Below are 22374 nucleotides of genomic sequence, written 5' to 3'. Positions count from 1 at the left end.
CGGGGCGCATTCAGCCCAGTTCGAGGATGCGCGCCGACACGGCATCGCCATCGACAATGAGCTCGGCCACCGCAATTGGCAATTTGAATCGACGCGGCCCGGCGCTGCCCGGATTGACGTAGAGCACGCCGGCGCGCTCCTCGATCTTCGGCTTGTGGGAGTGGCCGGAGACCACCACGCGGACGCCGGCGGGGGCGGCGGCGAGCTGCGACAGGTCGTGCACCGCATGCACGATCACGCCGCCCACCTGCAGCAAGGCCGTTTCCGGAATGCGGCCGGCCCACGGCTCGCGGTCGTTGTTGCCCCGCACCACCGTCAGCGGCGCGATGGCGGCAAGCGCCTCGAGGATGCCCGCATCGCCGATGTCCCCGCCATGCACGATGAAGTCGCTGCCCTGCAGCGCCGCCACGGCCTCCGGGCGCAGCAGGCCGTGGGTGTCGGAGATGAGGCCGACGCGGGTCAAGCCGCGAGCAGCTGCCTGAGCACGAAGGGCAGGATGCCGCCGTGCTTGTAGTAGTCGACCTCGATCGGCGTGTCGATGCGCAGGCGCACCGTCACCTCCTGGTGGCTGCCGTCGGCGCGGTGCACCACGAGCTTCACGTCCATCTGCGGCTTGAGCTCGCCGCCGATCACCACGTCGATCTGCTCGTCGCCCGTGAGGCCCAGCGTCTGCCATGAATCGGCGCCGCGGAACTGCAGCGGCAGCACGCCCATGCCGACGAGGTTGGCGCGGTGGATGCGCTCGAAGCTGCGCGCCACCACGGCCTTGATGCCCAAGAGCTGCGTGCCCTTGGCGGCCCAGTCGCGCGAGGAGCCGGTGCCGTATTCCTCGCCGCCGAAGACCACCGTCGGCACGCCCTGCTCCATGTACTTCATGGCGGCGTCATAGATGAACATCTTCTGGTTGCCCGGCTGGAACAGCGTGACGCCGCCCTCTTCCTGCGTGCCGTTGACGTCGGGCGGAATCATCAGGTTCTTGATGCGCACGTTGGCGAAGGTGCCTCGCATCATCACGTCGTGGTTGCCGCGCCGCGAGCCGTAGCTGTTGAAGTCGGCCTTGGCCACGCCGTGCGCCTTGAGCCAGATGCCCGCGGGCGAGCTTTCCTTGATGGAGCCGGCCGGCGAGATGTGGTCGGTGGTGATCGAGTCGCCGAACAGCGCCATGATCCGCGCCCCCTTGAAGCCCGCGTCCGAGGCGTGCGGCTCCATCTTGAAGCCCTCGAAGAACGGCGGCTCGGCAATGTAGGTGGAGGAAGGCCAGTCGTAGACCTGGCCCGTCGTGCCCTTGATGCTGCTCCAGAACTTGCCCGGGTCGGTCTTGACCTTGTCGTAGTTCGCGCGGAACGACTTGGCGTTCATCGCATGGCGCAGGTTCTGGTCGATTTCCTTCGGGCTCGGCCAGATGTCGCCCAGGTACACGTCCTTGCCGTTCTTGCCCTTGCCCACGGGCTCGGTCATCAGGTCGACCATCACGTTGCCCGCGATCGCGAAGGCCACCACCAGCGGCGGCGAGGCCAGGAAGTTGGCCTTCAGGTTCGGATGGATGCGCGCCTCGAAGTTGCGGTTGCCCGAGAGCACGGCTGCGCCGACCAGGTCGTTCTTGACGATGGCGTCGTTGATCTCGGGCGTGAGGTCGCCCGCGTTGCCGATGCAGGTGGTGCAGCCGTAGCCCGCCAGGTAGAAGCCCAGCTTCTCGAGGTACGGCAGGAGGCCCGCCTTCTCGAGGTATTCGGTGACGATGCGCGAACCGGGCGCAAGCGAGGTCTTGACGTGCGGCTTGACCGTGAGGCCCGCCTCCACCGCCTTCTTGGCCAAGAGGCCGGCCGCGAGCATCACGCTCGGGTTGGAAGTGTTGGTGCACGAGGTGATGGCCGCGATCAGCACGTCGCCGTTGCCGATGCTCACGCCGCCCTTGGGCGCCGGAGGCGCCGTGGCGCTCACATGGGCCGCTGCCTTGGTCGAGCGGTTGTCCACCATCTCGACCATGTCGCGCGGCGCGCCCGGCGGCGGCGGCGCGGCCTCCTCGTCGCCGCCCTGGCCGTTCACGGCGAGCGGATAGCGCAGCTTGAGCCGCTCGGCCGGCTGGTTGAAGCCGTTGGCGTCGTTGGGCTTGCTGAAGAGCTCGGCGAACTTGGTCGACAGGTGGCCCAGGTCGATGCGGTCCTGCGGCCGCTTCGGACCCGCCAGGCTCGGCGACACGGTGCCCAGGTCGAGCTTGACGATCTTGGTGTAGTCGATGTCGCCGGGCGCCGGCATGCCGAACAGGCCCTGCGCCTTGTAGTAGGCCTCGAAGCGCTCGACCTCCTCCCTGGTGCGGCCGGTGCCCTCGAAGTAGGCCACGGTCATTTCGTCGACCGGGAAGAAGCCCATGGTGGCGCCGTACTCGGGCGCCATGTTGCCGATGGTGGCGCGGTCGGGCACCGCGATGGACGCGGCGCCCGGGCCGAAGAATTCGACGAACTTGCCCACCACCTTCTCGGCCCGCAGGATGGCGGTGACGTACAGCACGAGGTCGGTGGCCGTGACGCCTTCGCGCAGCTTGCCGGTGAGCTCGAAGCCCACCACGTCGGGCGTCAGCATGTACACAGGCTGGCCCAGCATGGCGGCCTCGGCCTCGATGCCGCCCACGCCCCATCCGACCACGCCCACGCCGTTGATCATGGTGGTGTGGCTGTCGGTGCCCACCAGCGAGTCGGGGTAGTACACCGGCACCTCGGCGTTGTCGTTCGAGCTCTTGTAGACGCCGCGCGCAAAGTACTCGAGGTTGACCTGGTGCACGATGCCGAAGCCCGGCGGCACCACGCCGAAGGTATCGAAGGCCTGCATGCCCCACTTCATGAACTGGTAGCGCTCGTTGTTGCGCTGGAACTCGAGCTTCATGTTGAGGTCGAGCGCCTTGGGCGTGCCGTAGTAGTCGACCATCACCGAGTGGTCGACCACCAGGTCGACCGGCACCAGCGGCTCGATGGTCTTGGGCGACTTGCCGAGCTTGGCGGCCACGCTGCGCATGGCGGCCAGGTCGGCCAGCAGCGGCACGCCGGTGAAGTCCTGCAGCACCACGCGGGTGACGACGAACGGGATCTCGTCGATGCGGTCCGCATTGGGCGCCCAGCGGGCCAGCTCCTCGACATGCTTGGCCGAGACCTTCTTGCCGTCGCAGTTGCGCAGCACCGACTCGAGCACGATGCGGATCGACACCGGCAGCCGCTCGACGCTGGGATATTGCCTGGCCAGCTCCTTCAGCGACCAGTACTTGCCGGACTTGCCCGATGCGGTCTTGAAGGTCTTGAGGGTGGACGCAAAGGGGTGCGCCGGTGCTTTGGCCATTGAGGAACTCCTGATTGTTCGTGGAAGCTCTTCAAGGATAGCGGGGAACGATGTCAGCTGCTGTAGTCTGTATTCCAACCCGGTCCTCTGGCCTGCGGCGTTCCTCATCGCGAAAAATGCCGGGTGAAGGGGCGTTGCCGGCATCCCGCGCACTCAGGCCAGCGCCATGTCCGCGCCGCCTCGGGTGCGGCGCAGGCCGGTCCATTGCAGCTCGGCCAGCACCACCACGCACAGCGCCTGCGCCAGCACCCAGGCCGTGCCCAGCGCGGTCACCGCGAACGCGCCGCTCACCAGCAGCGCGATGCAGGCCACGGCCCAGCCGAAGTTGCCCGCCACCACAAGGCCGATCAGCGTGCGCGGCGGCGTGCGGCGGCTGGCCATCAAGGCCGCGGCGGCGGCATAGGCCAGCAGGAAGACACCGGTTCCCATGAGCAGCGGCGCCGGCAGGCCGGTCAGCCTGGCAAGCGCGCCGGTGAATACGACCTGCAGCGCACCGGTCGCGGCGCAGGAGGCGGCGTCGGCCCACATCACGTTGGGCAGGAAGCGGGGGGATGCAAAGACGGACATGCGGATCTCCTTCGGGTGGTACGCCGCAAGCCAGTCCTGCCGCGTTGGAGCCAATGATTCCGTTCGGCCTGCATCGCGTCGATGACCTGGGAGGTCATGGCGCGGCATCGGCACCGCGCCAGAATGCGGGCCATGAACACCACCCGCACCCACTCCACCGCTGCCGGCCAGCCCGGCGCGCGCGATCCGTTCGGCGCCCACCTGCGGCACTGGCGCACCCGCCGGCGGCTCAGCCAGCTCGACCTGGCCCAGGAAGCCGAGGTCTCGACCCGACACCTGAGCTATGTGGAGACGGGCCGCGCCGCGCCCAGCCGCGAGATGGTGCTGCGCCTGGCCGAGCGGCTCGACGTGCCGCTGCGCGAGCGCAATGCGCTGCTGGTGGCCGCGGGCTTCGCGCCGATGTACCGTCAGCGCTCGCTCGACGACCCGGCCATGGCCTCGGCCCGGCGCGCGGTGGACCTGGTGCTCAAGGGCCATGAGCCGTTCCCCGCCCTGGCCGTCGACCGGCACTGGAACCTGGTGGCGCACAACGCGCTGGTGCCGATGCTGATGGCGGGCGCCGCACCCGAGCTGGTGAAGGCGCCCATCAACGTGCTTCGCCTGAGCCTGCATCCCGAGGGCCTGGCTTCGCGCATCGCCAATCTCGCGCAGTGGCGCGCCCATCTGCTCGAACGGTTGCAGCAGCAGATTGCCGCCACCGGCGACACCGTGCTGCAGGCCCTGCACGACGAGCTCGAAGCCTATCCCACGCCCCAGGTGAGCCACGACACGCCCGCGGCCGACACGGAGCTTTCGGGCGTCGTGGTGCCCTTTCAGCTGGCCACGCCGAACGGCGTGCTGAGCTTCATCAGCACCACCACCATCTTCGGCACGCCGGTGGACGTCACTTTGCAGGAACTGGCGGTGGAGTCCTTCTTTCCGGCCGATGCGCAGACGGCCGCGGCGCTGGCTGCGCTGGCGGCGCAGCCGGCCGGTTGAGCGCCGCGCGCGCCTGCTGCTGCGCGGGGCCTTCGAAGTCGTCGACCTGGATCACCTTGTCGGCGGCCTTGAGGTAGGCCAGCGCCAGTCCCGGATCGGGCGCCGAGCCTGCGGCTTCCTCGAACGAGCGGGTGCGCCGCAGCGCCTTGTCGAGCATGGCCGCGGTGTCGCCGCCGAGCTGCTCGCCCAGTTCCATCGCATGCATCAGGTCGCGCAGGCCGCCGGCCGCGGGCTCGCTGAGGTCCGGCGCCAGCCGCTGGACGATGCGCGGATCGGTGCGCAGCAGTTCGGCCAGCGCCATCAGCTGCACGTCGCGCAGCGGCGCCAGGTGCGCGGTGCGGCGCAGCACCAGCGCGCCGATCACGCGCCGCCCGGCAGTCGGCAGGTTGGCATACAGGTCGCGCAGGATCTTCCCCGCCTCGTCCAGCTGCAGCCGGATCGCGGCCTGGGCAAAGGGCAGCAATTCGGGCGCCGCATCGACCCGGTAGCGCCATACGCTCGCGCTGGCCAGGTACAGGTGCGCGAGCACGTCGCCCAGCCGCGCCGACAGCAGCTCCATGCGCTTGAGCCTGCCCCCGAGCAGGCCCATGGCCAGGTCGGCGGTGAGCGCGTACTTGGCGCTCATGCGCGCGATCAGCCGCGCCTCGCGCGCCAGCGCCTCGGGCGGTTCGCCCACTACCGGCGCGCCGAACAGGCTGTGCCACAGATTGGCAGCCACGTGCCTGCCGTGCGCGACGAGCGCCCGGCCCAGCGCCTTCTCGTCGCGCGCCTGCACGGCCGCCATTTCGGCCAGCACATGCGGATGGCAGCGGATCGCGCCCTGGCCGAACACGATGAGCGCGCGCGTCAGGATGTTGGCGCCCTCCACGGTGATCGCGATCGGCGCCTGCCGGTACGACACGCCCAGCAGGTTCGACGGCCCGGCGATGATGCCCTTGCCGCCCAGGATGTCCATGCCGTGGTTCACGGCGCGCCGCCCGGCCTCGGTGAGCTGCACCTTGAGGATCGCGCTGGCCACGCTCGGCCGCTCGCCCTTGTCCAGCGCGGCCGCGGTGAAGCGCCGCGCCGCATCGCTCGCATAGAGCTCGGCCGACATCTGCGCGATCAGGCCCGCAACCGCATGGAACTTGCCGATCGGCAGGCCGAACTGCTCGCGGATCTGCCCATAGCCGTTGCTCACGTAGAGCGCCGTCTGCTGCATGGCCGAGCCGAGCGCGGGCAGCGAGATGGCGCGGCCCGCGGCCAGGCACTCCATCAGCATGCGCCAGCCCTGGCCCACCTGCTTTTCGCCGCCGATCACCCAGTCCACCGGCACGAACACCTGGCGGCCATGGATCGGGCCGTTCATGAAGGCGCTGTCCATCGGGCGGTGGCGCCGGCCGATCTCCATGCCTTCGTGCGGCACCGGAATCAGCGCGCAGGTGATGCCGAGTTCGCGCTCGCCCTCGGGCCTGCTCTCGTCCACCGCATGGAAGGCCAGCCCCACGACGGTGGCGACGGGCGCGAGCGTGATGTAGCGCTTGTCGAAGTCGACCAGGAAGCCGCGCGTGCGCCGGCCGCCGAATTCGCGCTCGACCATGACGCCGCGGTCCGGAATGGCCGCCGCGTCGGAGCCCGCGTAGGGCGAGGTCAGCCCGAAGCATGGAAGCTCGCGGCCATCGGCCAGGCGCGGCAGGTAGCGCACCTTCTGCGCGTCGGTGCCATAGCGCAGCAGCAGCTCCGCGGGCCCGAGCGAGTTGGGCACCATCACCGTCACGGCGGCGGCGATGTTGACGGTGGCGATGCGCGCCACCACCGTGGCGTGCGCGTAGTGGCCAAAGCCAAGGCCGCCGAACTCCTCGGGAATGATCATGCCGAAGAAGCGCTTGTTGCGCAGGTAGCGCCACACCTCGGGCGGCAGGTCGCGCGCCTGGTCGATGGCGTGGTCGTCGAGCATGCGGCACAGCTCGCACACCTCGCGGTCGATGAAGGATTGCTCGCGCTCGCTGAGCCGGTTGGGGCCCATGGCCGAAAGCAGGTCGAAGTCGGGACGCCCCGCAAAAAGCAGGCCTTCGAAGCCGACGGTGCCGGCCTCGAGCGCGGCGCGCTCGGTGTCGCCGAGCGGCGGCAGCGCCTTGGAAAACGGCTGCATGGCCCATCGGCCGATCAGAGAGGCCAGAGGCATGGCGTGTCTCCTTGTTCTCCGCGGCAAGCGGCGGAGAAAGGCCATCTTGTCAGAGAGGCCGGCTTTCCCGGCCGGCCAAGGGCGCCCCTGCGTGTCGGAGATTGCCGGGCAGCCGGATAAAAGTGCCACCCCAGACGCAAGAAAGCCCCGCCGAAGCGGGGCTCCCATCCATTGCGCGAAGCGCCCGAGGATCAGGCCGCGACTGCGGCGCCGGCCTCGGTCTTGTAGTCGTCGATCTTGTCGAAGTTCAGGTACTGGTAGATCTGCGCGCTCGATGCGTCGAGCACGCCCGTGGCGGCCATGTACTCCTCGCGCGTCGGGATGCGGCCCAGGCGCGAGCAGATCGCGGCCAGCTCGGCCGAACCCAGGTACACGTTGGTGTTCTTGCCCAGGCGGTTCGGGAAGTTGCGGGTGCTGGTCGACATCACCGTGGCGCCTTCGCGCACCTGCGCCTGGTTGCCCATGCACAGCGAGCAGCCCGGCATCTCGGTGCGCGCACCGGCATTGCCGAACACGCCGTAGTGGCCTTCCTCGGTGAGCTGGTGCGCATCCATCTTGGTGGGCGGCGCGATCCACAGCTTGACCGGGATGTCGCGCTTGCCTTCGAGCAGCTTGGAAGCCGCACGGAAGTGGCCGATGTTGGTCATGCACGAGCCGATGAACACTTCGTCGATCTGGGCGCCGGCCACGTCGCTCAGCGTCTTCACGTCGTCGGGGTCGTTCGGGCAGGCCACGATCGGCTCGTGGATGTCGGCCAGGTCGATCTCGATGACGGCGGCGTAGTCGGCGTCGGCATCGCCCTTGAGCAGTTGCGGGTCCGCCAGCCAGGCTTCCTGCGCGGCGATGCGGCGCGCCAGCGTGCGGGCGTCGGCATAGCCTTCGGCGATCATCCACTTCATCAGCGTGATGTTGCTGTTGATGTACTCGATGATCGGTTCCTTGTTCAGGTGCACCGTGCAGCCGGCGGCCGAGCGCTCGGCCGAGGCGTCGCTCAGCTCGAAGGCTTGCTCCACCTTCAGGTCCGGCAGGCCCTCGATCTCGAGGATGCGGCCCGAGAAGATGTTCTTCTTGCCTTTCTTCTCGACCGTGAGCAGGCCGCTCTTGATGGCATACAGCGGAATCGCGTTGACCAGGTCGCGCAGCGTGACGCCGGGCTGCATCTTGCCCTTGAAGCGCACGAGCACCGACTCGGGCATGTCCAGCGGCATCACGCCGGTGGCGGCCGCGAACGCCACGAGGCCTGAGCCCGCGGGAAAGCTGATGCCGATCGGGAAGCGGGTGTGGCTGTCGCCGCCGGTGCCGACGGTGTCGGGCGTGAGCAGGCGGTTGAGCCAGGAATGGATCACGCCGTCGCCCGGGCGCAGCGAGACGCCGCCGCGGTTGGCCATGAAATCGGGCAGTTCATGGTGCATCTTGACGTCGACCTTCTTCGGGTAGGCCGCCGTGTGGCAGAACGACTGCATCACGAGGTCGGCCGAGAAGCCCAGGCAGGCCAGGTCTTTCAGCTCGTCGCGCGTCATCGGGCCGGTGGTGTCCTGCGAGCCGACCGAAGTCATCTTGGGTTCGCAGTAGGTGCCGGGGCGAACGCCGGTGCCTTCGGGCAGGCCGCAGGCGCGGCCGACCATCTTCTGTGCGAGCGAGTAGCCCTTCTTGGTGTCGACCGGGCTGGTCGGCAGGCGGAACAGCGTGGAGACGGGCAGGCCCAGTGCTTCGCGCGCCTTGGCCGTGAGGCCGCGGCCGATGATCAGCGGAATGCGGCCGCCGGCGCGCACTTCGTCGAACAGCACGTCGCTCTTGACCTTGAATTCGGCAATCACCTTGCCGTCCTTGAGGGCCTTGCCTTCGTAGGGACGCAGCTCGACCACGTCGCCCATGTTCATCTGGCTCACGTCGAGCTCGATGGGCAGCGCGCCCGAGTCTTCCATGGTGTTGTAGAAGATCGGCGCGATCTTGCCGCCGAGGCAGACGCCGCCGAAGCGCTTGTTGGGCACGAAGGGAATGTCTTCGCCGGTGAACCACAGCACCGAGTTGGTTGCGCTCTTGCGCGACGAACCCGTGCCGACCACGTCGCCGGCATAGGCCACGAGGTGGCCGCGCGCGCGCAGGTCCTCGATGAACTTCACCGGGCCGCGCTTGCCGTCTTCTTCAGGGACGATGCCGGGGCGGGCGTTCTTGTGCATCGCCAGCGCGTGCATCGGAATGTCGGGACGTGTGGTGGCGTCGGGTGCGGGAGAGAGGTCGTCGGTGTTGATTTCACCGGCCACCTTGAAGATGCTGACCGTGATGCTTTGCGGCACTTCGGGACGGCTGGTGAACCATTCGGCATCGGCCCAGCTTTGCAGCACGCCCTTGGCGTGGGCGTTGCCCTTGTCGGCCTTTTCCTTGACGTCGTGGAACTGGTCGAACATCAGCAGGGTCTTCTTCAGGCCCTCGGCCGCCACGGCGCCGACTTCGGCGTCGTCGAGCAGGTCGATCATCGGGCTGATGTTGTAGCCGCCGAGCATGGTGCCGAGCAGTTCGGTGGCACGCGCACGCGAGATGAACGCGTTCTTCTCGGTGCCGTGGGCCACGGCCGCCAGGTAGCTCGCCTTGACCTTGGCCGCGTCGTCGACGCCGGCGGGCACGCGATGGGTGAGCAGATCGAGCAGGAAGGCACCGTCCTTGGCATTCGCGCTCTTGAGGAGCTCGATGGCTTCGGCGGTTTGCTTCGCGCTCAATGGCAGCGGCGGAATACCGAGCGCGGCGCGTTCGGCAACATGGTCAACGTAGGCTTGCAACATCTTCTTTTCTCCGGAAACTGGCTGGCTGACGGGCGTGCAGTACGGCAAGCAAGAGCCGCGCCGCACCGCACCCCGTGTGGGACTCTCTTACTTCTTGGCCGCGTCGGCGCCTTCGAACAGGCTCTTGGGCGGGTTCTTCTTCATTTCTTCGGCAAACGCGACCTGCTCGGCGGTCTGGCATTCGTCGGCAATGCGCAGGCCCGCCTTCTGGTTCATCAGCATCGACTTGTTGCCCAGCTGCAGCCACATGGCACCGGCACGGGGGTCTTCGAGGCGGATGGCACCGGTGCGGCTTTCGACCGGGTGCATGCGGTACTTCACGCCCTTGGTCGACACGTTGAAGAAGCCGGGCTTCTTCTCGTCGGCGTCCACGGTCACGTCGGCGCCGAGTTCGCACTGGGCCTTGCCGAGCGAAACGCGCTTGGCGACGGCCAGGTCGGCCTCGGTCAGCACGATGTTGGTTTCGTCGGCGATGGGCGTGACTTCCTCGACGGCCTTGGCGGCCTTGCGGGTGACCTGCTTCTTGGCGGGCGCCTTCTTGGCTTCGGACTTGGCGGCCGGCTTGGCGGGGGTGGTCTGCGCCGTGGCGGCGAACGGAAGCGCCAGGGCCATAGCGGCGATCAGGGCAATTTTCTTCATGGGTGTGTTTCCTTGAGGCTGGATTCGGAAGTTTCAGGAGGCCGCGAGTGCAAACCAGGTTTTGGCTTCTGGCGGCAGCGCGCGCCCTGTTGCGTGGGCACGCGTCAGCACTTGCCAGAAATGGCGATAGCTCGCGCGGTCGTGCAATGTGCCATCAATTTGCGTCGGAGCCCAATTTGCGAGGGCCGCATTTGTAATGATTTTTGTGGCAATTTGAATCTGCGCCTCATCGGGCGCAAATGCCTCCAGGATGGGCCGGATCTGGTTCGGATGGATGCTCCACATGCGCGTGTAGCCGAATTCGGCGGCCGCCTTGCGGGCTGCCAGGCGCATCGCGCCGGTGTCGTTGAACTCGGTGACCACGCAGTGCGAAGGCACCTTGCCGTAGGCATGCGCGGCGGATGCGATGGCCAGCTTGGCGCGCACCACCAGCGGATGCGTGAACTGCCCGGCCGCGCCCATGCCATCGGCGGGAATCGCGCCCGCATGGGCGGAAACGAAGTCCATCAGGCCGAAGCTCAGCGATTGCACGCGCGGATGCGCCGCGATCTCGAACGCGTTGTGCACGGCCAGCGGCGATTCGATCAGCACATGCAGCGGCAGCGCATCGGCATCGGCCGCCTCGAGCGCCGCCACCGCCTGCGCGACGTCGGCCACGGACTCCACCTTGGGCACCATCAGGTGGCTGAGGCGATGGCCGGCGCGGCCGGCGATGGTGATCACGTCGCCGGCAAAGGCGGGATGGTCCACCGGGTGAACACGCACGCCCACGCGCATGCCGGGCTTGGCGGCCAATGCCAGTTCGGTCACGAGCGCGGCATGCTCCGCCTCGCCGCCCACGGGGGCGCCGTCCTCGCAGTCGAGCGTCACGTCGAACACGCAGGCACCGAATTCATCGGCCATCTCGGCTTGCAGCGCGAGGCTCTTCTTCATGCGCGCCTCGACGCCGCTGTAGTGGTCGCACACCGGCAGGCTCACGGCCCCGGCCTGCGCGCCGAGCAGCACTTCAGCGGGATGGGCGGCTTTGGTCATGCTTTTTTCTGCGCCACGATGAACATGCGCGGGAAGGCGAGCAGCCGCTTGCCGTCGGTGCGCACAGGATAGGCCTGGTCCACGCGGCGCTCGTATTCGGCCAGGTAGCTGGCCTGCAGGTCGGCCGGCAGGCGGTCGACGAAGGGCTTGAGCCCCGTGCCGCGCACCCACTCGACGATGGCCGCGGCATCGGCCATGGGGTGCTGGTAGATGGTGTGCCAGACATCGACCCTGGCCGCGGCAGGCGCGAGCAGGTCGTAGTAGCCGCCGAGCGGCAGCAGCAAGGTGCGCAGCCGGTCGGCATTGCCGATGGGCTCGGCCCAGGGCGCCTCGGCCGCCACGGCGCGCATCAGGCGATGCGTGGGCTCCTCGCGGTTGTCGGGCATCTGGATGGCGAGCACGCCACCGGGGGCCAGCGCAGCGAACAGGCGCGGGATCAGCCGCTCGTGATCGGGCACCCACTGCAGGGCTGCGTTGGCGTAAATGAGGTCGGGCGCTTCGTCTTGCGGCGCCCAGGTCGCGATGTCGCTCAACTCGAAGCGTGCCTGCGGCAGGCGTTCGCGCGCGCTCGCCAGCATGGCTTCGGAGTTGTCGGTTCCGACGACTTTCGCCGTCGGGAACCGGTTGGCCAGCAGCTCGGTGGAATTGCCCGGGCCGCAGCCGAGGTCGACCACGCGGGCCGCCTCCGGCAACGGCACCCGCGCCAGGAGTTCCTGTGCGGGGCGGGTGCGCTCGTCCTCGTAGCGACGGTAGAGCGCGGGGTTCCAGTCGAGCATGCCGGCGGTCTTGGCTTAGATCAGGTGCGCAACGCCGGCCTGTTCGCCTTGCAGTTCTTCGAGCGTCTTGTTGATGCGTTCCTGGCTGAAGGCGTCGATTTCCAGGCCTTCGACCAGCTTGTACTCGCCGTTCTCGCAGGTGACCGGGAAGCCGAACATCGTGTCCTTCGGAATGCCGTACTGGCCGTCCGACGGGATGCCCATGGTGACCCACTTGCCGTTGGTGCCCAGGGCCCAGTCGCGCATGTGGTCGATGGCGGCGTTGGCGGCCGAGGCAGCCGACGACAGGCCGCGGGCCTCGATGATGGCGGCGCCGCGCTTGCCAACGGTCGGCAGGAAGGTGTTGGCGTTCCATTCCTGGTCGTTGATCATCTTGGCGACGCTTTCGCCCTTGATGGTGGCAAAACGGTAGTCGGCGTACATCGTGGGCGAGTGGTTGCCCCAGACGACGAGCTTCTCGATGTCGGCCACGGCCTTGCCGGTCTTGGCGGCGATCTGGCTGGCGGCGCGGTTGTGGTCCAGGCGCAGCATGGCGGTGAAGTTCTTGCGCGGCAGGTCGGGTGCGCTCTTCATCGCGATGTAGGCGTTGGTGTTGGCGGGGTTGCCGACCACCAGCACCTTGACGTTGCGGCTGGCCACGGCGTTGAGCGCCTTGCCCTGCGCCGTGAAGATGGCGCCGTTGACGGCCAGCAGCTCGGCACGCTCCATGCCCGGGCCGCGCGGACGCGAACCCACCAGGAGGGCGTAGTCGGCATCCTTGAAGGCGGTCATCGGGTCGCCATGGGCTTCCATACCGGCCAAGAGCGGGAAGGCGCAGTCGTCGAGCTCCATCATCACGCCCTTGAGCGCCTTCTGGGCCTTCTCGTCGGGGATCTCGAGCAGTTGCAGGATGACCGGCTGGTCCTTGCCGAGCATTTCGCCGGACGCGATACGGAACAACAGGGCGTAACCGATTTGGCCGGCGGCACCGGTGACGGCAACGCGGACGGGTTTTTTGCTCATGGGAAGACTCCAGAAGATGGTGAAACGGTATCGGCGGGCGCGCGTGGCGCCGATGGTCCTGCAGGGCGGGAATCCTTCCCGCGGCGCAGGCCGGCCCGCATTTTAAGCCGATTCAGCAGGCCTCGTCTTATGTCTTATATAAGATATGCTCCGGGGTTCCGCCACGGCGCACCCACCGCTGCCATGAATGCCCCCACCGTCCTCGAAGATTCTGCGACGCCCTCCTTCAGCCCGCTCTACCAGCAGATCAAGACGCTGATCCTGCAGAGCCTGCAGGCCGGCGAGTGGAAGCCGGGCGAGCCCATTCCCAGCGAGATGGACCTGGCGGTGCGCTTTCGCGTGAGCCAGGGCACGGTGCGCAAGGCCATCGACGAACTCTCGGCCGAAAACCTCGTGGTGCGGCGCCAGGGCAAGGGCACCTTCGTCGCCACGCACGCCGAGCAGCATGTGCAGTACCGTTTCCTCAAGCTGGTGCCCGATGTTGGCACGCCAAGCACCGAGGGTCCGGCCGAGCGCACCATCGTCGACTGCCGCCGCCAGCGCGCCTCGGCCGACGTGGCGCGTGCCCTGGGCCTGCGCACGGGCGACGCGGTGCTGCAGGTGCGGCGCGTGCTCGCCTACGGCGGCGTCCCGACCATCCTCGAAGACCTCTGGCTCCCCGGCGCGCCGTTCAAGGGCCTCACGGCCGAACGCCTGCGCGCCTGGCCGGGCCCGATGTACGCCATGTTCGAAACCGAATTCGGCGTGCGCATGGTGCGCGCCGAAGAAAAGATCCGCGCCGTGCTGCCCGATGCCGAGCAGGCCGCGCTGCTCGACGTGCCGCTGCAGATGCCGCTGCTCAGCGTGGAGCGCCTGGCCCACACCTACCACGACACGCCGATGGAACTGCGCCGCGGCCTCTACCGCACCGACACGCACCACTACCGCAACCAGCTCGGCTGAGCGCGCATCCAGATGGCATCACGACCCCACCGCATGGCAGCGCCGAAGATTCGCGCACAACACGCCGCGAACTCCCTAGCATCCGACTGCAGCGCTGCGCCGACGCGGGCACCTCCGCCACGCAATGGTGCATTGCAATAGAATTTTGCGTTGTTTGCATTCCGCAGAAGAAACAAAAGCGTTCGCTCTCAGAACAAGCCACCAAGCCACGAAAGCCTCCCCCCAATGACAGAGCTTGCAACTCCTCCCCGGCCGCCGCGCCGCGAATTCCGAAACATCAACGCCTTCACCGATCTCACGACCTACCGGCTGCCGCCGGCCGGCATCGTGTCGATCCTGCACCGCGTGAGCGGCGTGCTCATGTTCCTGCTGCTGCCGTTCATCATCTGGATGTTCGACACCTCGCTTTCGTCCGACTACTCCTTCGCCAGGTTCAAGGCCGCGTTCAACAGCAGCCTTGGTTTCGTTCCGGGCTGGTTCATCAAGCTGGTGGCTCTCGCGCTGATCTGGGCCTACCTGCACCACTTCATCGCCGGCCTGCGCCATCTCTGGATGGACGTGAGCCACGCCGCCGTCACCAAGGAGTTCGGCCAGACCTCCGCCGTGGTCACGCTGGCCCTGAGCATCCTGCTCACCCTGGTGCTCGGCGCCAAGCTGTTCGGCCTGTACTGAGAAGGAGCCAACCATGTCTGTGAACTACGGCTCCAAGCGCATCGTCGTCGGCGCGCACTACGGTTTGCGCGACTGGCTCAGCCAGCGCATCACGGGCGGCCTGATGGCGCTCTTCACGATCATCCTGCTCGCGCAGCTGATCTTCACGCGCGGCCCCATCGGCTACGACCTGTGGGCCGGCATCTTCGCCGCGCAGTGGATGAAGGTGCTGACCTTCTGCGTGATCGCCTCCCTGCTCTACCACGTGTGGGTCGGCATGCGCGACGTGTGGATGGACTACGTCCAGCCCGTCGGCATTCGCCTCGCCCTGCAAATTTTCACCATCGTCTGGCTTGTCGGTTGTGCGGGTTGGGCCATTCAAGTGCTTTGGAAGATCTGACCCCACCATGACCTACACAAAAGAACAAATCACCAAGCGCAAGTTCGACGTCGTGATCGTCGGCGCCGGCGGCTCCGGCATGCGCGCCTCGCTGCAACTCGCCCGCGCGGGCCTGAACGTGGCGGTGCTCTCCAAGGTGTTCCCCACGCGTTCGCACACCGTCGCTGCCCAAGGCGGCGTGGGCGCATCGCTCGGCAACATGAGCGAGGACAACTGGCACTACCACTTCTACGACACGATCAAGGGCTCCGACTGGCTCGGCGACCAGGACGCGATCGAGTTCATGTGCCGCGAAGCCCCGAAGGTCGTGTACGAGCTCGAGCACTTCGGCATGCCCTTCGACCGCAACCCCGACGGCACGATCTACCAGCGCCCCTTCGGCGGCCACACGGCCAATTACGGCGAGAAGCCCGTGCAGCGCGCCTGCGCCGCGGCCGACCGCACCGGCCATGCGATGCTGCACACGCTCTACCAGAAGAACGTCGAGGCACGCACCCAGTTCTTCGTCGAATGGATGGCGCTCGACCTGATCCGCGACGCCGAAGGCGACGTGGTCGGCGTGACGGCGCTCGAAATGGAAACCGGCGACCTGCACATCCTGCAGGCCAAAACCGTGCTGCTGGCCACCGGCGGCGCGGGCCGCATCTTCCAGGCCTCGACCAATGCCTTCATCAACACCGGCGACGGCCTGGGCATGGCCGCGCGTTCGGGCATTCCGCTGCAGGACATGGAGTTCTGGCAGTTCCACCCGACCGGCGTGGCCGGCGCCGGCGTGCTGCTGACCGAAGGCTGCCGCGGCGAAGGCGCGATCCTGCTCAACAGCAACGGCGAGCGCTTCATGGAGCGCTATGCGCCCACGCTGAAGGACCTGGCGCCGCGCGACTTCGTCTCGCGCTCGATGGACCAGGAAATCAAGGAAGGCCGCGGCTGCGGCCCCAACAAGGACTACGTGCTGCTGAAGCTCGACCACCTCGGTGCCGAGACCATCCACAAGCGCCTGCCCTCGGTGTATGAAATTGGCGTGAACTTCGCCAACGTCGACATCACGAAGGAGCCGATCCCCGTGGTGCCCACCATCCACTACCAGATGGGCGGCATCCCGACCAACATCAACGGCCAGGTCGTGATTCAGCAAGGCGAGCAGAACAGCGCCGTGGTGAACGGCCTCTACGCGGTGGGCGAATGCTCCTGCGTGAGCGTGCACGGCGCCAACCGCCTGGGCACCAATTCGCTGCTCGACCTGCTGGTGTTCGGCCGCGCGGCCGGCAACCATATCGTCGAGTTCAACGACAAGCTCAAGGAACACAAGCCGCTGCCGGCCGATGCCGCCGACCGCACACTGGAGCGCCTGAACCGCCTCGAGGCCGCCACCGGCGGCGAATACGCACAGGACGTGGCGGGCGAGATCCGCGCCGTCATGCAGCAGCACGCCGCCGTGTTCCGCAAGCAGGCCTCGATGGACGAAGGCGTGGTCAAGATCGCCGCCGTGCGCGAGCGCGTCAACGCCATTGGCCTGAAGGACAAGTCGAAGGTGTTCAACACCGCGCGCATCGAGGCGCTCGAAGTCGACAACCTGATCGAAGTGGCGCAGGCCACCATGGTCTCGGCCGCCGCCCGCAAGGAATGCCGCGGCGCGCACACGGTCGAGGACTACGAACGCCCGGCCGACGACCCGGTCGCGCCGCTCGGCCGCGACGACGCCAACTGGATGAAGCACACGCTCTGGTACAGCCAGGACAACCGCCTCTCCTACAAGCCGGTCAACCTCAAGCCGCTGACGGTCGACTCCGTTCCTCCCAAGGTCCGTACGTTCTAAGCAAGAACAACATCACAAGGTTTCACGATGAAGCGCACATTCCAGATCTACCGCTACGACCCGGACAAGGACGCCAAGCCCTACATGCAGACCGTCGAGATCGAACTCGACGGCCATGAGCGCATGCTGCTCGACGCCCTGATGAAGCTCAAAGCGCAAGATCCCACGCTGTCGTTCCGCCGCTCCTGCCGCGAAGGCGTCTGCGGCTCCGACGCGATGAACATCAACGGCAAGAACGGCCTGGCCTGCCTGACCAACATGCTCACGCTCAAGGGCACCATCGTGCTCAAGCCGCTGCCGGGCCTGCCCGTCATCCGCGACCTGATCGTGGACATGACGCAGTTCTTCAAGCAGTACAACTCGATCAAGCCGTACCTGCAGAACGACAACGTGCCGCCCGAGAAGGAACGCCTGCAGTCGCCCGAGGAGCGCGACGAGCTCAACGGCCTGTACGAGTGCATCCTGTGCGCGAGCTGCTCCACCAGCTGCCCGAGCTTCTGGTGGAACCCCGACAAGTTCGTGGGCCCGGCAGGCCTCTTGCAGGCCTACCGCTTCATCGCCGACAGCCGCGACGAAGCCACCGCCGAACGCCTGGACAACCTCGAAGACCCGTACCGCCTGTTCCGCTGCCACACGATCATGAACTGCGTCGACGTGTGCCCGAAGAACCTGAACCCCACCAAGGCGATCGGCAAGATCAAGGAACTGATGGTGCGCCGCGCCATCTGATCCCTTTCCGAGAGAAACCATGCAAACCGCCGCCGACCCGTCCGAGCCGATCAGCGAACGCGCGCTGAGCAAGCTGAAATGGCGCTGCCGGCGCGGCCTGCTCGAGAACGACCTGTTCATCGCCCGCTTCTTCGAGCGGCACGAATCCCGCATGACCAACGGCCAGGCGGGAGCGATGGAGACCTTGATGGACCTGTCGGACAACGACCTCCTCGATCTTCTCCTGCGAAGAAAGGAGCCCGAGCCCGCATGGGCCGGGGCCGAGGTGGTCGAGTTGCTGCAGCTGATGCGCACCGACGGCGCGCAGCGCCCCGCAACCTCCGTTTCCTCTTCGCCCTCCTGAATACTCCTCTGAAAGAAACCCGAAATGAAAGCTTCCGATACCAAGGCCACGCTGTCGTTCAGCAACGGCGGGGACAGCGTCGAACTGCCGATCTACAAGGGCACCGTCGGCCCCGACGTGATCGACATCCGCAAGCTCTATGCGCAGACCGGCATGTTCACCTATGACCCGGGCTTCATGTCGACCGCCGCCTGCCAGTCGGCCATCACGTACATCGACGGCGACAAGGGCGAGCTGCTGTATCGCGGCTACCCCATCGAGCAGCTCGCCACCAACTGCGACTTCCTCGAGACCTGCCACCTGCTGCTCTACGGCGAGCTGCCGGACCAGGCCAAGAAGACCAACTTCACCAAGCTCGTGACCAACCACACGATGGTCAACGAGCAGATGCAGTTCTTCCTGCGGGGCTTCCGCCGCGATGCGCATCCGATGGCCATCATGACCGGCCTGGTTGGCGCGCTGTCGGCCTTCTATCACGACAGCACGGACATCAACAATCCCGAGCACCGCGAGATCGCCGCGATCCGCCTGATCGCGAAGATGCCTACGCTCGTGGCCATGGCCTACAAGTACACCGTGGGCCAGCCCTACATGTACCCGAAGAACGAACTCAGCTATGCGGGCAACTTCCTGCACATGATGTTCGCCACGCCGTGCGAGGAGTACAAGGTGAACCCGGTGCTCGAGCGCGCGCTCGACCGCATCTTCATCCTGCACGCGGACCACGAGCAGAACGCCTCGACCTCGACCGTGCGCCTGTGCGGCTCGTCGGGCACCAACCCCTTCGCGGCCATCGCAGCCGGCGTGGCCTGCCTCTGGGGCCCGGCCCACGGCGGCGCCAACGAAGCGGCGCTCAACATGCTCTACGACATCCAGAAGGAAGGCGGCGTGGAGAAGATCGGCGAGTTCATCAAGAAGGTCAAGGACAAGAACTCGAACGTCAAGCTCATGGGCTTCGGCCACCGCGTGTACAAGAACTACGACCCGCGCGCCAAGCTGATGCAGGAAACCTGCAACGAAGTGCTGACCGAGCTGGGCCTGGAACAAGACCCGCTGTTCAAGCTCGCCAAGGAACTCGAGAAGATCGCGCTGGAAGACGAGTACTTCGTGTCGCGCAAGCTCTACCCGAACGTCGACTTCTACTCGGGCATCGTGCAGCGCGCCATCGGCATCCCGGTGCCGCTGTTCACCGCGATCTTCGCGCTGGCCCGTACCGTGGGCTGGATTGCCCAGCTCAACGAGATGATCGGCGACCCCGAGTACAAGATCGGCCGCCCGCGCCAGCTGTTCGAAGGCTCGCCCAAGCGCGACGTGCAGCCCATCGGCAAGCGCTGAACGCGCGCTGCTTGCGCTCAAGCCGGAAAGCTGCCCTCGGGCAGCTTTTTTGCGTCTTGGCTGACAGGGCCGGCGGCGGGGCGTCGATACGTTGTGCATCGGAGGCTCGACTTCGGGCCGCCTTTCTCAACGCCTTCAGGAGACCCGTCATGAAGCAACTTGCCGCGCTGATCGCCGTCGCTTTCACACTTGCCATTCCGCTGGGGGGCTGCAACACCTTCAGGGGTGCCGGCCAGGACATCCAGAAGAGTGGCGAAAAGATGGAAGACGCCGCCAAGAAGCGCCAGTAGGCACACCCGAGCCCCGCGCGCCCCGCCCCTCGCCGCAAAGCGAGGCGCGGGGCGTTTTGCCGTGTGGGGCGGCCGGAACTCGTCGCCCCAGGGCAATGAACCCATCGCACATGGCGATGGCAGGGCCATCAAAACCCTGGGAAAATGACGAACTCATCGCCAGACGCGATGCCCAAAGCCCCATGAGCACTTCCGAACGCAATTTCGCCCGGCGCATCGACCTCACGTCGCTGCAGCTGTTCGTGGCCGTTTGCGAACTCGGCAGCATCGGGCGCGCCGCGGAGCGTGAATTCATTGCCGCCTCGGCCATCAGCAAGCGGCTGTCGGACCTGGAAGCCACGCTGGGCACCACCCTGCTCTACCGCCATGCGCGCGGCGTCGATCTTTCCCCCGCGGGCGAAAGCCTGCTGCACCATGCGCGCTCGGTGCTCTACAGCCTCGAGAAGATGCAGGGCGAGCTCAGCGAATACGCCGAGGGCGTGCGCGGCCACGTGCGCGTGCATGCCAACATCTCGGCCATCGTGCAGTTCCTGCCGGAAGACCTCGGCGCCTTCACGCGCGAGCACGATGCGATCAAGATCGACCTCGAAGAGCACTTGAGCAACGAAGTGGTGCGCGCGGTCCAGGAAGGCGCGGCCGACCTCGGCATCTGCCACATACCCGACGGCACGAACGAGCTGCAGACCCTGCCCTACCGCCACGACCGGCTGGTGCTGATCGCGCCCGCCGGGCATCCGCTCACGGCGACGCAGGGGCCGATCGACTTTGCCGCCTCGCTCGATTTCGACCACGTCGGCCTGCACACCAACAGCTCGATCTACGTGGCCATGCACCAGGCCGCGCTCGAGGCGGGCCGCAGCGTGAAGCTGCGCATCCACGTGACCGGGCTGGACGCCATGTGCCGCATGATCGACAACGGCCTGGGCGTCGGCGTGATGCCGCAGCGCGCCTTCGAGCTGCTGCAGGCGGGCATCGGCAGCCGCCTTCGCAGCGTGACGCTCAACGACGCCTGGTCCCGGCGCGAGATCCGCCTGGCGGCGCGCGACTTCTCCACCCTGCCGGTGGCCGCGCGCACGCTGGTCAACCACCTGCACACGCCGGCGGCGGCCGCCGAGCCGCTCGCCGCCTAGAACGCAAGACAATCACCTCCCCACGAAAGACAAGAGAAGATAACGACATGGCACGCACGCTCTACGACAAGATCTGGGACGAACACGTCGTCCACACCGAGGAAGACGGCACCGCGATCCTCTACATCGACCGCCACCTGGTGCACGAAGTCACCAGCCCGCAGGCCTTCGAGGGCCTGCGCGAGGCCGGCCGCAAGCTGTGGCGCATCAGCTCGGTGGTGGCCACGGCCGACCACAACACGCCCACCACCGGCTGGGAGCGCGGCTACGAAGGCATTGCCGATCCGACCAGCAAGGAGCAGGTCACCACGCTCGACAAGAACATCGCGGAATTCGGCGCCGCCGCGTTCTTTCCATTCCTGAGCAAGCGCCAGGGCATCGTGCACGTGATCGGCCCTGAATCGGGCGCCACGCTGCCGGGCATGACGGTGGTCTGCGGCGACTCGCACACCTCCACCCACGGCGCCTTCGGTGCGCTCGCGCACGGCATCGGCACCAGCGAGGTCGAGCACGTCATGGCCACGCAGACGCTGCTCGGCAAGAAGGCGAAGAACATGCTCGTGAAGGTCGAGGGCAAGCTGCCTTTCGGCTGCACCGCCAAGGACATCGTGCTGGCCATCATCGGCAAGATCGGCACGGCCGGCGGCACGGGCTACACGATCGAATTCGCAGGCTCGGCCATCCGCGACCTGAGCATGGAAGGCCGCATGACGGTCTGCAACATGGCCATCGAGGCCGGTGCGCGCGCCGGCCTCGTGGCGGTCGACGAAAAGACCATCGGCTACATCAAGGGCCGGCCGCTCGCGCCCACCGGTGTGGAGTGGGACCAGGCCGTGGCCTACTGGCGCACGCTGCAGTCCGACCCCCACGCCGCGTTCGACGCCGTGGTCGAGCTCGACGCCACGCAGATCCAGCCGCAGGTCACCTGGGGCACCTCGCCCGAGATGGTGGTCGACATCAACGGCCGCGTGCCCGATCCCGACAAGGAAAAGGACGCCAGCAAGCGCAGCGCCATCGAGCGCGCGCTGGTCTACATGGGCCTGGAGCCGAACAAGGCAATGAACGACATCTTCGTCGACAAGGTGTTCATCGGCTCGTGCACCAACAGCCGCATCGAGGACATGCGCGAAGCCGCCGCCGTGGTGAAGAAGCTCGGCCAGAAGGTGGCCAAGAACGTCAAGCTCGCGATGGTGGTGCCCGGCTCGGGCGTGGTGAAGGAACAGGCCGAGCGCGAAGGGCTCGATGTGATCTTCAAGGCCGCGGGATTCGAATGGCGCGAGCCCGGCTGCTCGATGTGCCTGGCGATGAACGCCGACCGCCTGGAACCCGGCGAGCGCTGCGCCTCCACCAGCAACCGCAACTTCGAAGGCCGCCAGGGCGCCGGCGGCCGCACCCACCTCGTGAGCCCGGCCATGGCCGCCGCTGCCGCGGTGCACGGCCACTTCGTCGACGTGCGCACCTTCGCCTGAACAC

20 protein-coding genes are annotated in these 22374 nt (G+C 67.1%); 11 read left to right on the top strand and 9 right to left on the bottom strand.

Annotation, left to right across the window (positions count from 1 at the left end; translation table 11 throughout):
* Positions 1 to 10 precede the first annotated feature (10 nt).
* From ACAM58_RS07385 to ACAM58_RS07375, 3 genes are all read right to left on the bottom strand, one after another.
* Positions 11 to 463 carry a metallophosphoesterase family protein gene (locus ACAM58_RS07385; protein ID WP_062362729.1) on the bottom strand — a complete coding sequence of 151 codons (453 nt, stop codon included), beginning with the start codon at positions 461 to 463 and terminating at the stop codon, positions 11 to 13.
* Positions 460 to 3327, bottom strand: a complete 2868-nt coding sequence (locus ACAM58_RS07380) for an aconitate hydratase (RefSeq protein WP_062362732.1) — start codon at positions 3325 to 3327, stop codon at positions 460 to 462. Before ACAM58_RS07380 ends, ACAM58_RS07385 begins: the two co-directional genes overlap by 4 nt.
* A gap of 153 nt (positions 3328 to 3480) precedes the next feature.
* A complete protein-coding gene (locus tag ACAM58_RS07375) occupies positions 3481 to 3894 on the bottom strand; it encodes a hypothetical protein (protein ID WP_018903270.1) in 414 nt (137 codons plus the stop codon).
* Between the two features lie 132 nt (positions 3895 to 4026).
* Here ACAM58_RS07375 and ACAM58_RS07370 point away from each other — a divergent pair, with 132 nt between their 5' ends.
* Positions 4027 to 4872, top strand: coding sequence for a helix-turn-helix domain-containing protein (locus ACAM58_RS07370; protein WP_062362735.1), 846 nt, complete (start codon positions 4027 to 4029; stop codon positions 4870 to 4872).
* Here ACAM58_RS07370 and ACAM58_RS07365 read toward each other — a convergent pair.
* The 6 genes from ACAM58_RS07365 to ACAM58_RS07340 form a co-directional block, all read right to left on the bottom strand.
* Complete coding sequence (locus ACAM58_RS07365; RefSeq protein ID WP_062362738.1) at positions 4778 to 7036, bottom strand: acyl-CoA dehydrogenase; 2259 nt, start codon at positions 7034 to 7036, stop codon at positions 4778 to 4780. The two genes, ACAM58_RS07370 and ACAM58_RS07365, sit on opposite strands and share 95 nt — an antisense overlap.
* Before the next feature lie 191 nt (positions 7037 to 7227).
* Entirely contained in the window at positions 7228 to 9816 is a 2589-nt protein-coding gene (locus ACAM58_RS07360; RefSeq protein WP_062362741.1) for a bifunctional aconitate hydratase 2/2-methylisocitrate dehydratase, read from the bottom strand.
* A gap of 87 nt (positions 9817 to 9903) precedes the next feature.
* A complete protein-coding gene (locus ACAM58_RS07355; RefSeq protein WP_012746580.1) occupies positions 9904 to 10455 on the bottom strand; it encodes a hypothetical protein in 552 nt (183 codons plus the stop codon).
* Positions 10456 to 10488: 33 nt separating this feature from the next.
* Positions 10489 to 11487 carry a CoA ester lyase gene (locus tag ACAM58_RS07350; RefSeq protein WP_012746579.1) on the bottom strand — a complete coding sequence of 333 codons (999 nt, stop codon included), beginning with the start codon at positions 11485 to 11487 and terminating at the stop codon, positions 10489 to 10491.
* Positions 11484 to 12263 (bottom strand): trans-aconitate 2-methyltransferase, encoded by a 780-nt coding sequence (gene tam, locus ACAM58_RS07345; protein WP_062362744.1) that lies wholly within the window; start codon positions 12261 to 12263, stop codon positions 11484 to 11486. Before tam ends, ACAM58_RS07350 begins: the two co-directional genes overlap by 4 nt.
* Before the next feature lie 15 nt (positions 12264 to 12278).
* On the bottom strand, positions 12279 to 13265 hold the full coding sequence (locus tag ACAM58_RS07340) for a malate dehydrogenase (RefSeq protein WP_012746577.1): 987 nt from the start codon (positions 13263 to 13265) through the stop codon (positions 12279 to 12281).
* Positions 13266 to 13448: 183 nt separating this feature from the next.
* On the opposite strand from ACAM58_RS07340, the gene ACAM58_RS07335 reads away from it, so the two are divergent.
* The 10 genes from ACAM58_RS07335 (at position 13449) to leuC (ending at position 22370) form a co-directional block, all read left to right on the top strand.
* Entirely contained in the window at positions 13449 to 14207 is a 759-nt protein-coding gene (locus ACAM58_RS07335) for a GntR family transcriptional regulator (protein WP_080515726.1), read from the top strand.
* A 225-nt stretch (positions 14208 to 14432) separates the two neighbouring features.
* Positions 14433 to 14879 (top strand): succinate dehydrogenase, cytochrome b556 subunit, encoded by a 447-nt coding sequence (sdhC, locus tag ACAM58_RS07330; protein ID WP_062362747.1) that lies wholly within the window; start codon positions 14433 to 14435, stop codon positions 14877 to 14879.
* Between the two features lie 13 nt (positions 14880 to 14892).
* Positions 14893 to 15258, top strand: coding sequence for a succinate dehydrogenase, hydrophobic membrane anchor protein (sdhD, locus tag ACAM58_RS07325; RefSeq protein ID WP_012746574.1), 366 nt, complete (start codon positions 14893 to 14895; stop codon positions 15256 to 15258).
* A gap of 7 nt (positions 15259 to 15265) precedes the next feature.
* A complete protein-coding gene (sdhA, locus tag ACAM58_RS07320; RefSeq protein ID WP_018903263.1) occupies positions 15266 to 17074 on the top strand; it encodes a succinate dehydrogenase flavoprotein subunit in 1809 nt (602 codons plus the stop codon).
* Positions 17075 to 17101: 27 nt separating this feature from the next.
* Entirely contained in the window at positions 17102 to 17803 is a 702-nt protein-coding gene (locus ACAM58_RS07315; protein WP_012746572.1) for a succinate dehydrogenase iron-sulfur subunit, read from the top strand.
* 19 nt (positions 17804 to 17822) lie between these two features.
* Complete coding sequence (locus ACAM58_RS07310; RefSeq protein WP_012746571.1) at positions 17823 to 18146, top strand: succinate dehydrogenase assembly factor 2; 324 nt, start codon at positions 17823 to 17825, stop codon at positions 18144 to 18146.
* A gap of 24 nt (positions 18147 to 18170) precedes the next feature.
* Positions 18171 to 19481: a citrate synthase gene (gene gltA / locus ACAM58_RS07305; RefSeq protein ID WP_012746570.1), complete on the top strand. Its 1311-nt coding sequence runs from the start codon at positions 18171 to 18173 to the stop codon at positions 19479 to 19481.
* Between the two features lie 149 nt (positions 19482 to 19630).
* Complete coding sequence (locus tag ACAM58_RS07300) at positions 19631 to 19771, top strand: entericidin A/B family lipoprotein (RefSeq protein ID WP_012746569.1); 141 nt, start codon at positions 19631 to 19633, stop codon at positions 19769 to 19771.
* A gap of 182 nt (positions 19772 to 19953) precedes the next feature.
* The gene (locus ACAM58_RS07295) at positions 19954 to 20901 is read left to right on the top strand and encodes a LysR family transcriptional regulator (RefSeq protein WP_062362750.1); all 948 of its coding nucleotides are present in this window, start codon (positions 19954 to 19956) and stop codon (positions 20899 to 20901) included.
* A gap of 47 nt (positions 20902 to 20948) precedes the next feature.
* A complete protein-coding gene (gene leuC, locus ACAM58_RS07290) occupies positions 20949 to 22370 on the top strand; it encodes a 3-isopropylmalate dehydratase large subunit (protein WP_062362753.1) in 1422 nt (473 codons plus the stop codon).
* The last annotated feature ends 4 nt before the right edge of the window (positions 22371 to 22374 follow it).

This window comes from Variovorax sp. V116 (assembly GCF_041154435.1).
GTDB lineage: Bacteria > Pseudomonadota > Gammaproteobacteria > Burkholderiales > Burkholderiaceae_C > Variovorax > Variovorax paradoxus.
This window is presented reverse-complemented; position numbering and strand designations above follow the sequence as displayed.

What these genes read in the sequence shown, in the direction of transcription:
- ACAM58_RS07340 (WP_012746577.1), bottom strand. Translation starts at nt 13,265, where the DNA reads ATGAGCAAAAAACCCGTCCGCGTTGCCGTCACCGGTGCCGCCGGCCAA.
- sdhD (WP_012746574.1), top strand. Translation starts at nt 14,893, where the DNA reads ATGTCTGTGAACTACGGCTCCAAGCGCATCGTCGTCGGCGCGCACTAC.
- ACAM58_RS07360 (WP_062362741.1), bottom strand. Translation starts at nt 9,816, where the DNA reads ATGTTGCAAGCCTACGTTGACCATGTTGCCGAACGCGCCGCGCTCGGT.
- ACAM58_RS07355 (WP_012746580.1), bottom strand. Translation starts at nt 10,455, where the DNA reads ATGAAGAAAATTGCCCTGATCGCCGCTATGGCCCTGGCGCTTCCGTTC.
- ACAM58_RS07300 (WP_012746569.1), top strand. Translation starts at nt 19,631, where the DNA reads ATGAAGCAACTTGCCGCGCTGATCGCCGTCGCTTTCACACTTGCCATT.
- ACAM58_RS07350 (WP_012746579.1), bottom strand. Translation starts at nt 11,487, where the DNA reads ATGACCAAAGCCGCCCATCCCGCTGAAGTGCTGCTCGGCGCGCAGGCC.
- ACAM58_RS07315 (WP_012746572.1), top strand. Translation starts at nt 17,102, where the DNA reads ATGAAGCGCACATTCCAGATCTACCGCTACGACCCGGACAAGGACGCC.
- sdhA (WP_018903263.1), top strand. Translation starts at nt 15,266, where the DNA reads ATGACCTACACAAAAGAACAAATCACCAAGCGCAAGTTCGACGTCGTG.
- ACAM58_RS07365 (WP_062362738.1), bottom strand. Translation starts at nt 7,036, where the DNA reads ATGCCTCTGGCCTCTCTGATCGGCCGATGGGCCATGCAGCCGTTTTCC.
- ACAM58_RS07370 (WP_062362735.1), top strand. Translation starts at nt 4,027, where the DNA reads ATGAACACCACCCGCACCCACTCCACCGCTGCCGGCCAGCCCGGCGCG.
- leuC (WP_062362753.1), top strand. Translation starts at nt 20,949, where the DNA reads ATGGCACGCACGCTCTACGACAAGATCTGGGACGAACACGTCGTCCAC.
- ACAM58_RS07295 (WP_062362750.1), top strand. Translation starts at nt 19,954, where the DNA reads ATGAGCACTTCCGAACGCAATTTCGCCCGGCGCATCGACCTCACGTCG.
- gltA (WP_012746570.1), top strand. Translation starts at nt 18,171, where the DNA reads ATGAAAGCTTCCGATACCAAGGCCACGCTGTCGTTCAGCAACGGCGGG.
- ACAM58_RS07335 (WP_080515726.1), top strand. Translation starts at nt 13,449, where the DNA reads ATGAATGCCCCCACCGTCCTCGAAGATTCTGCGACGCCCTCCTTCAGC.
- ACAM58_RS07380 (WP_062362732.1), bottom strand. Translation starts at nt 3,327, where the DNA reads ATGGCCAAAGCACCGGCGCACCCCTTTGCGTCCACCCTCAAGACCTTC.
- ACAM58_RS07310 (WP_012746571.1), top strand. Translation starts at nt 17,823, where the DNA reads ATGCAAACCGCCGCCGACCCGTCCGAGCCGATCAGCGAACGCGCGCTG.
- tam (WP_062362744.1), bottom strand. Translation starts at nt 12,263, where the DNA reads ATGCTCGACTGGAACCCCGCGCTCTACCGTCGCTACGAGGACGAGCGC.
- sdhC (WP_062362747.1), top strand. Translation starts at nt 14,433, where the DNA reads ATGACAGAGCTTGCAACTCCTCCCCGGCCGCCGCGCCGCGAATTCCGA.
- ACAM58_RS07375 (WP_018903270.1), bottom strand. Translation starts at nt 3,894, where the DNA reads ATGTCCGTCTTTGCATCCCCCCGCTTCCTGCCCAACGTGATGTGGGCC.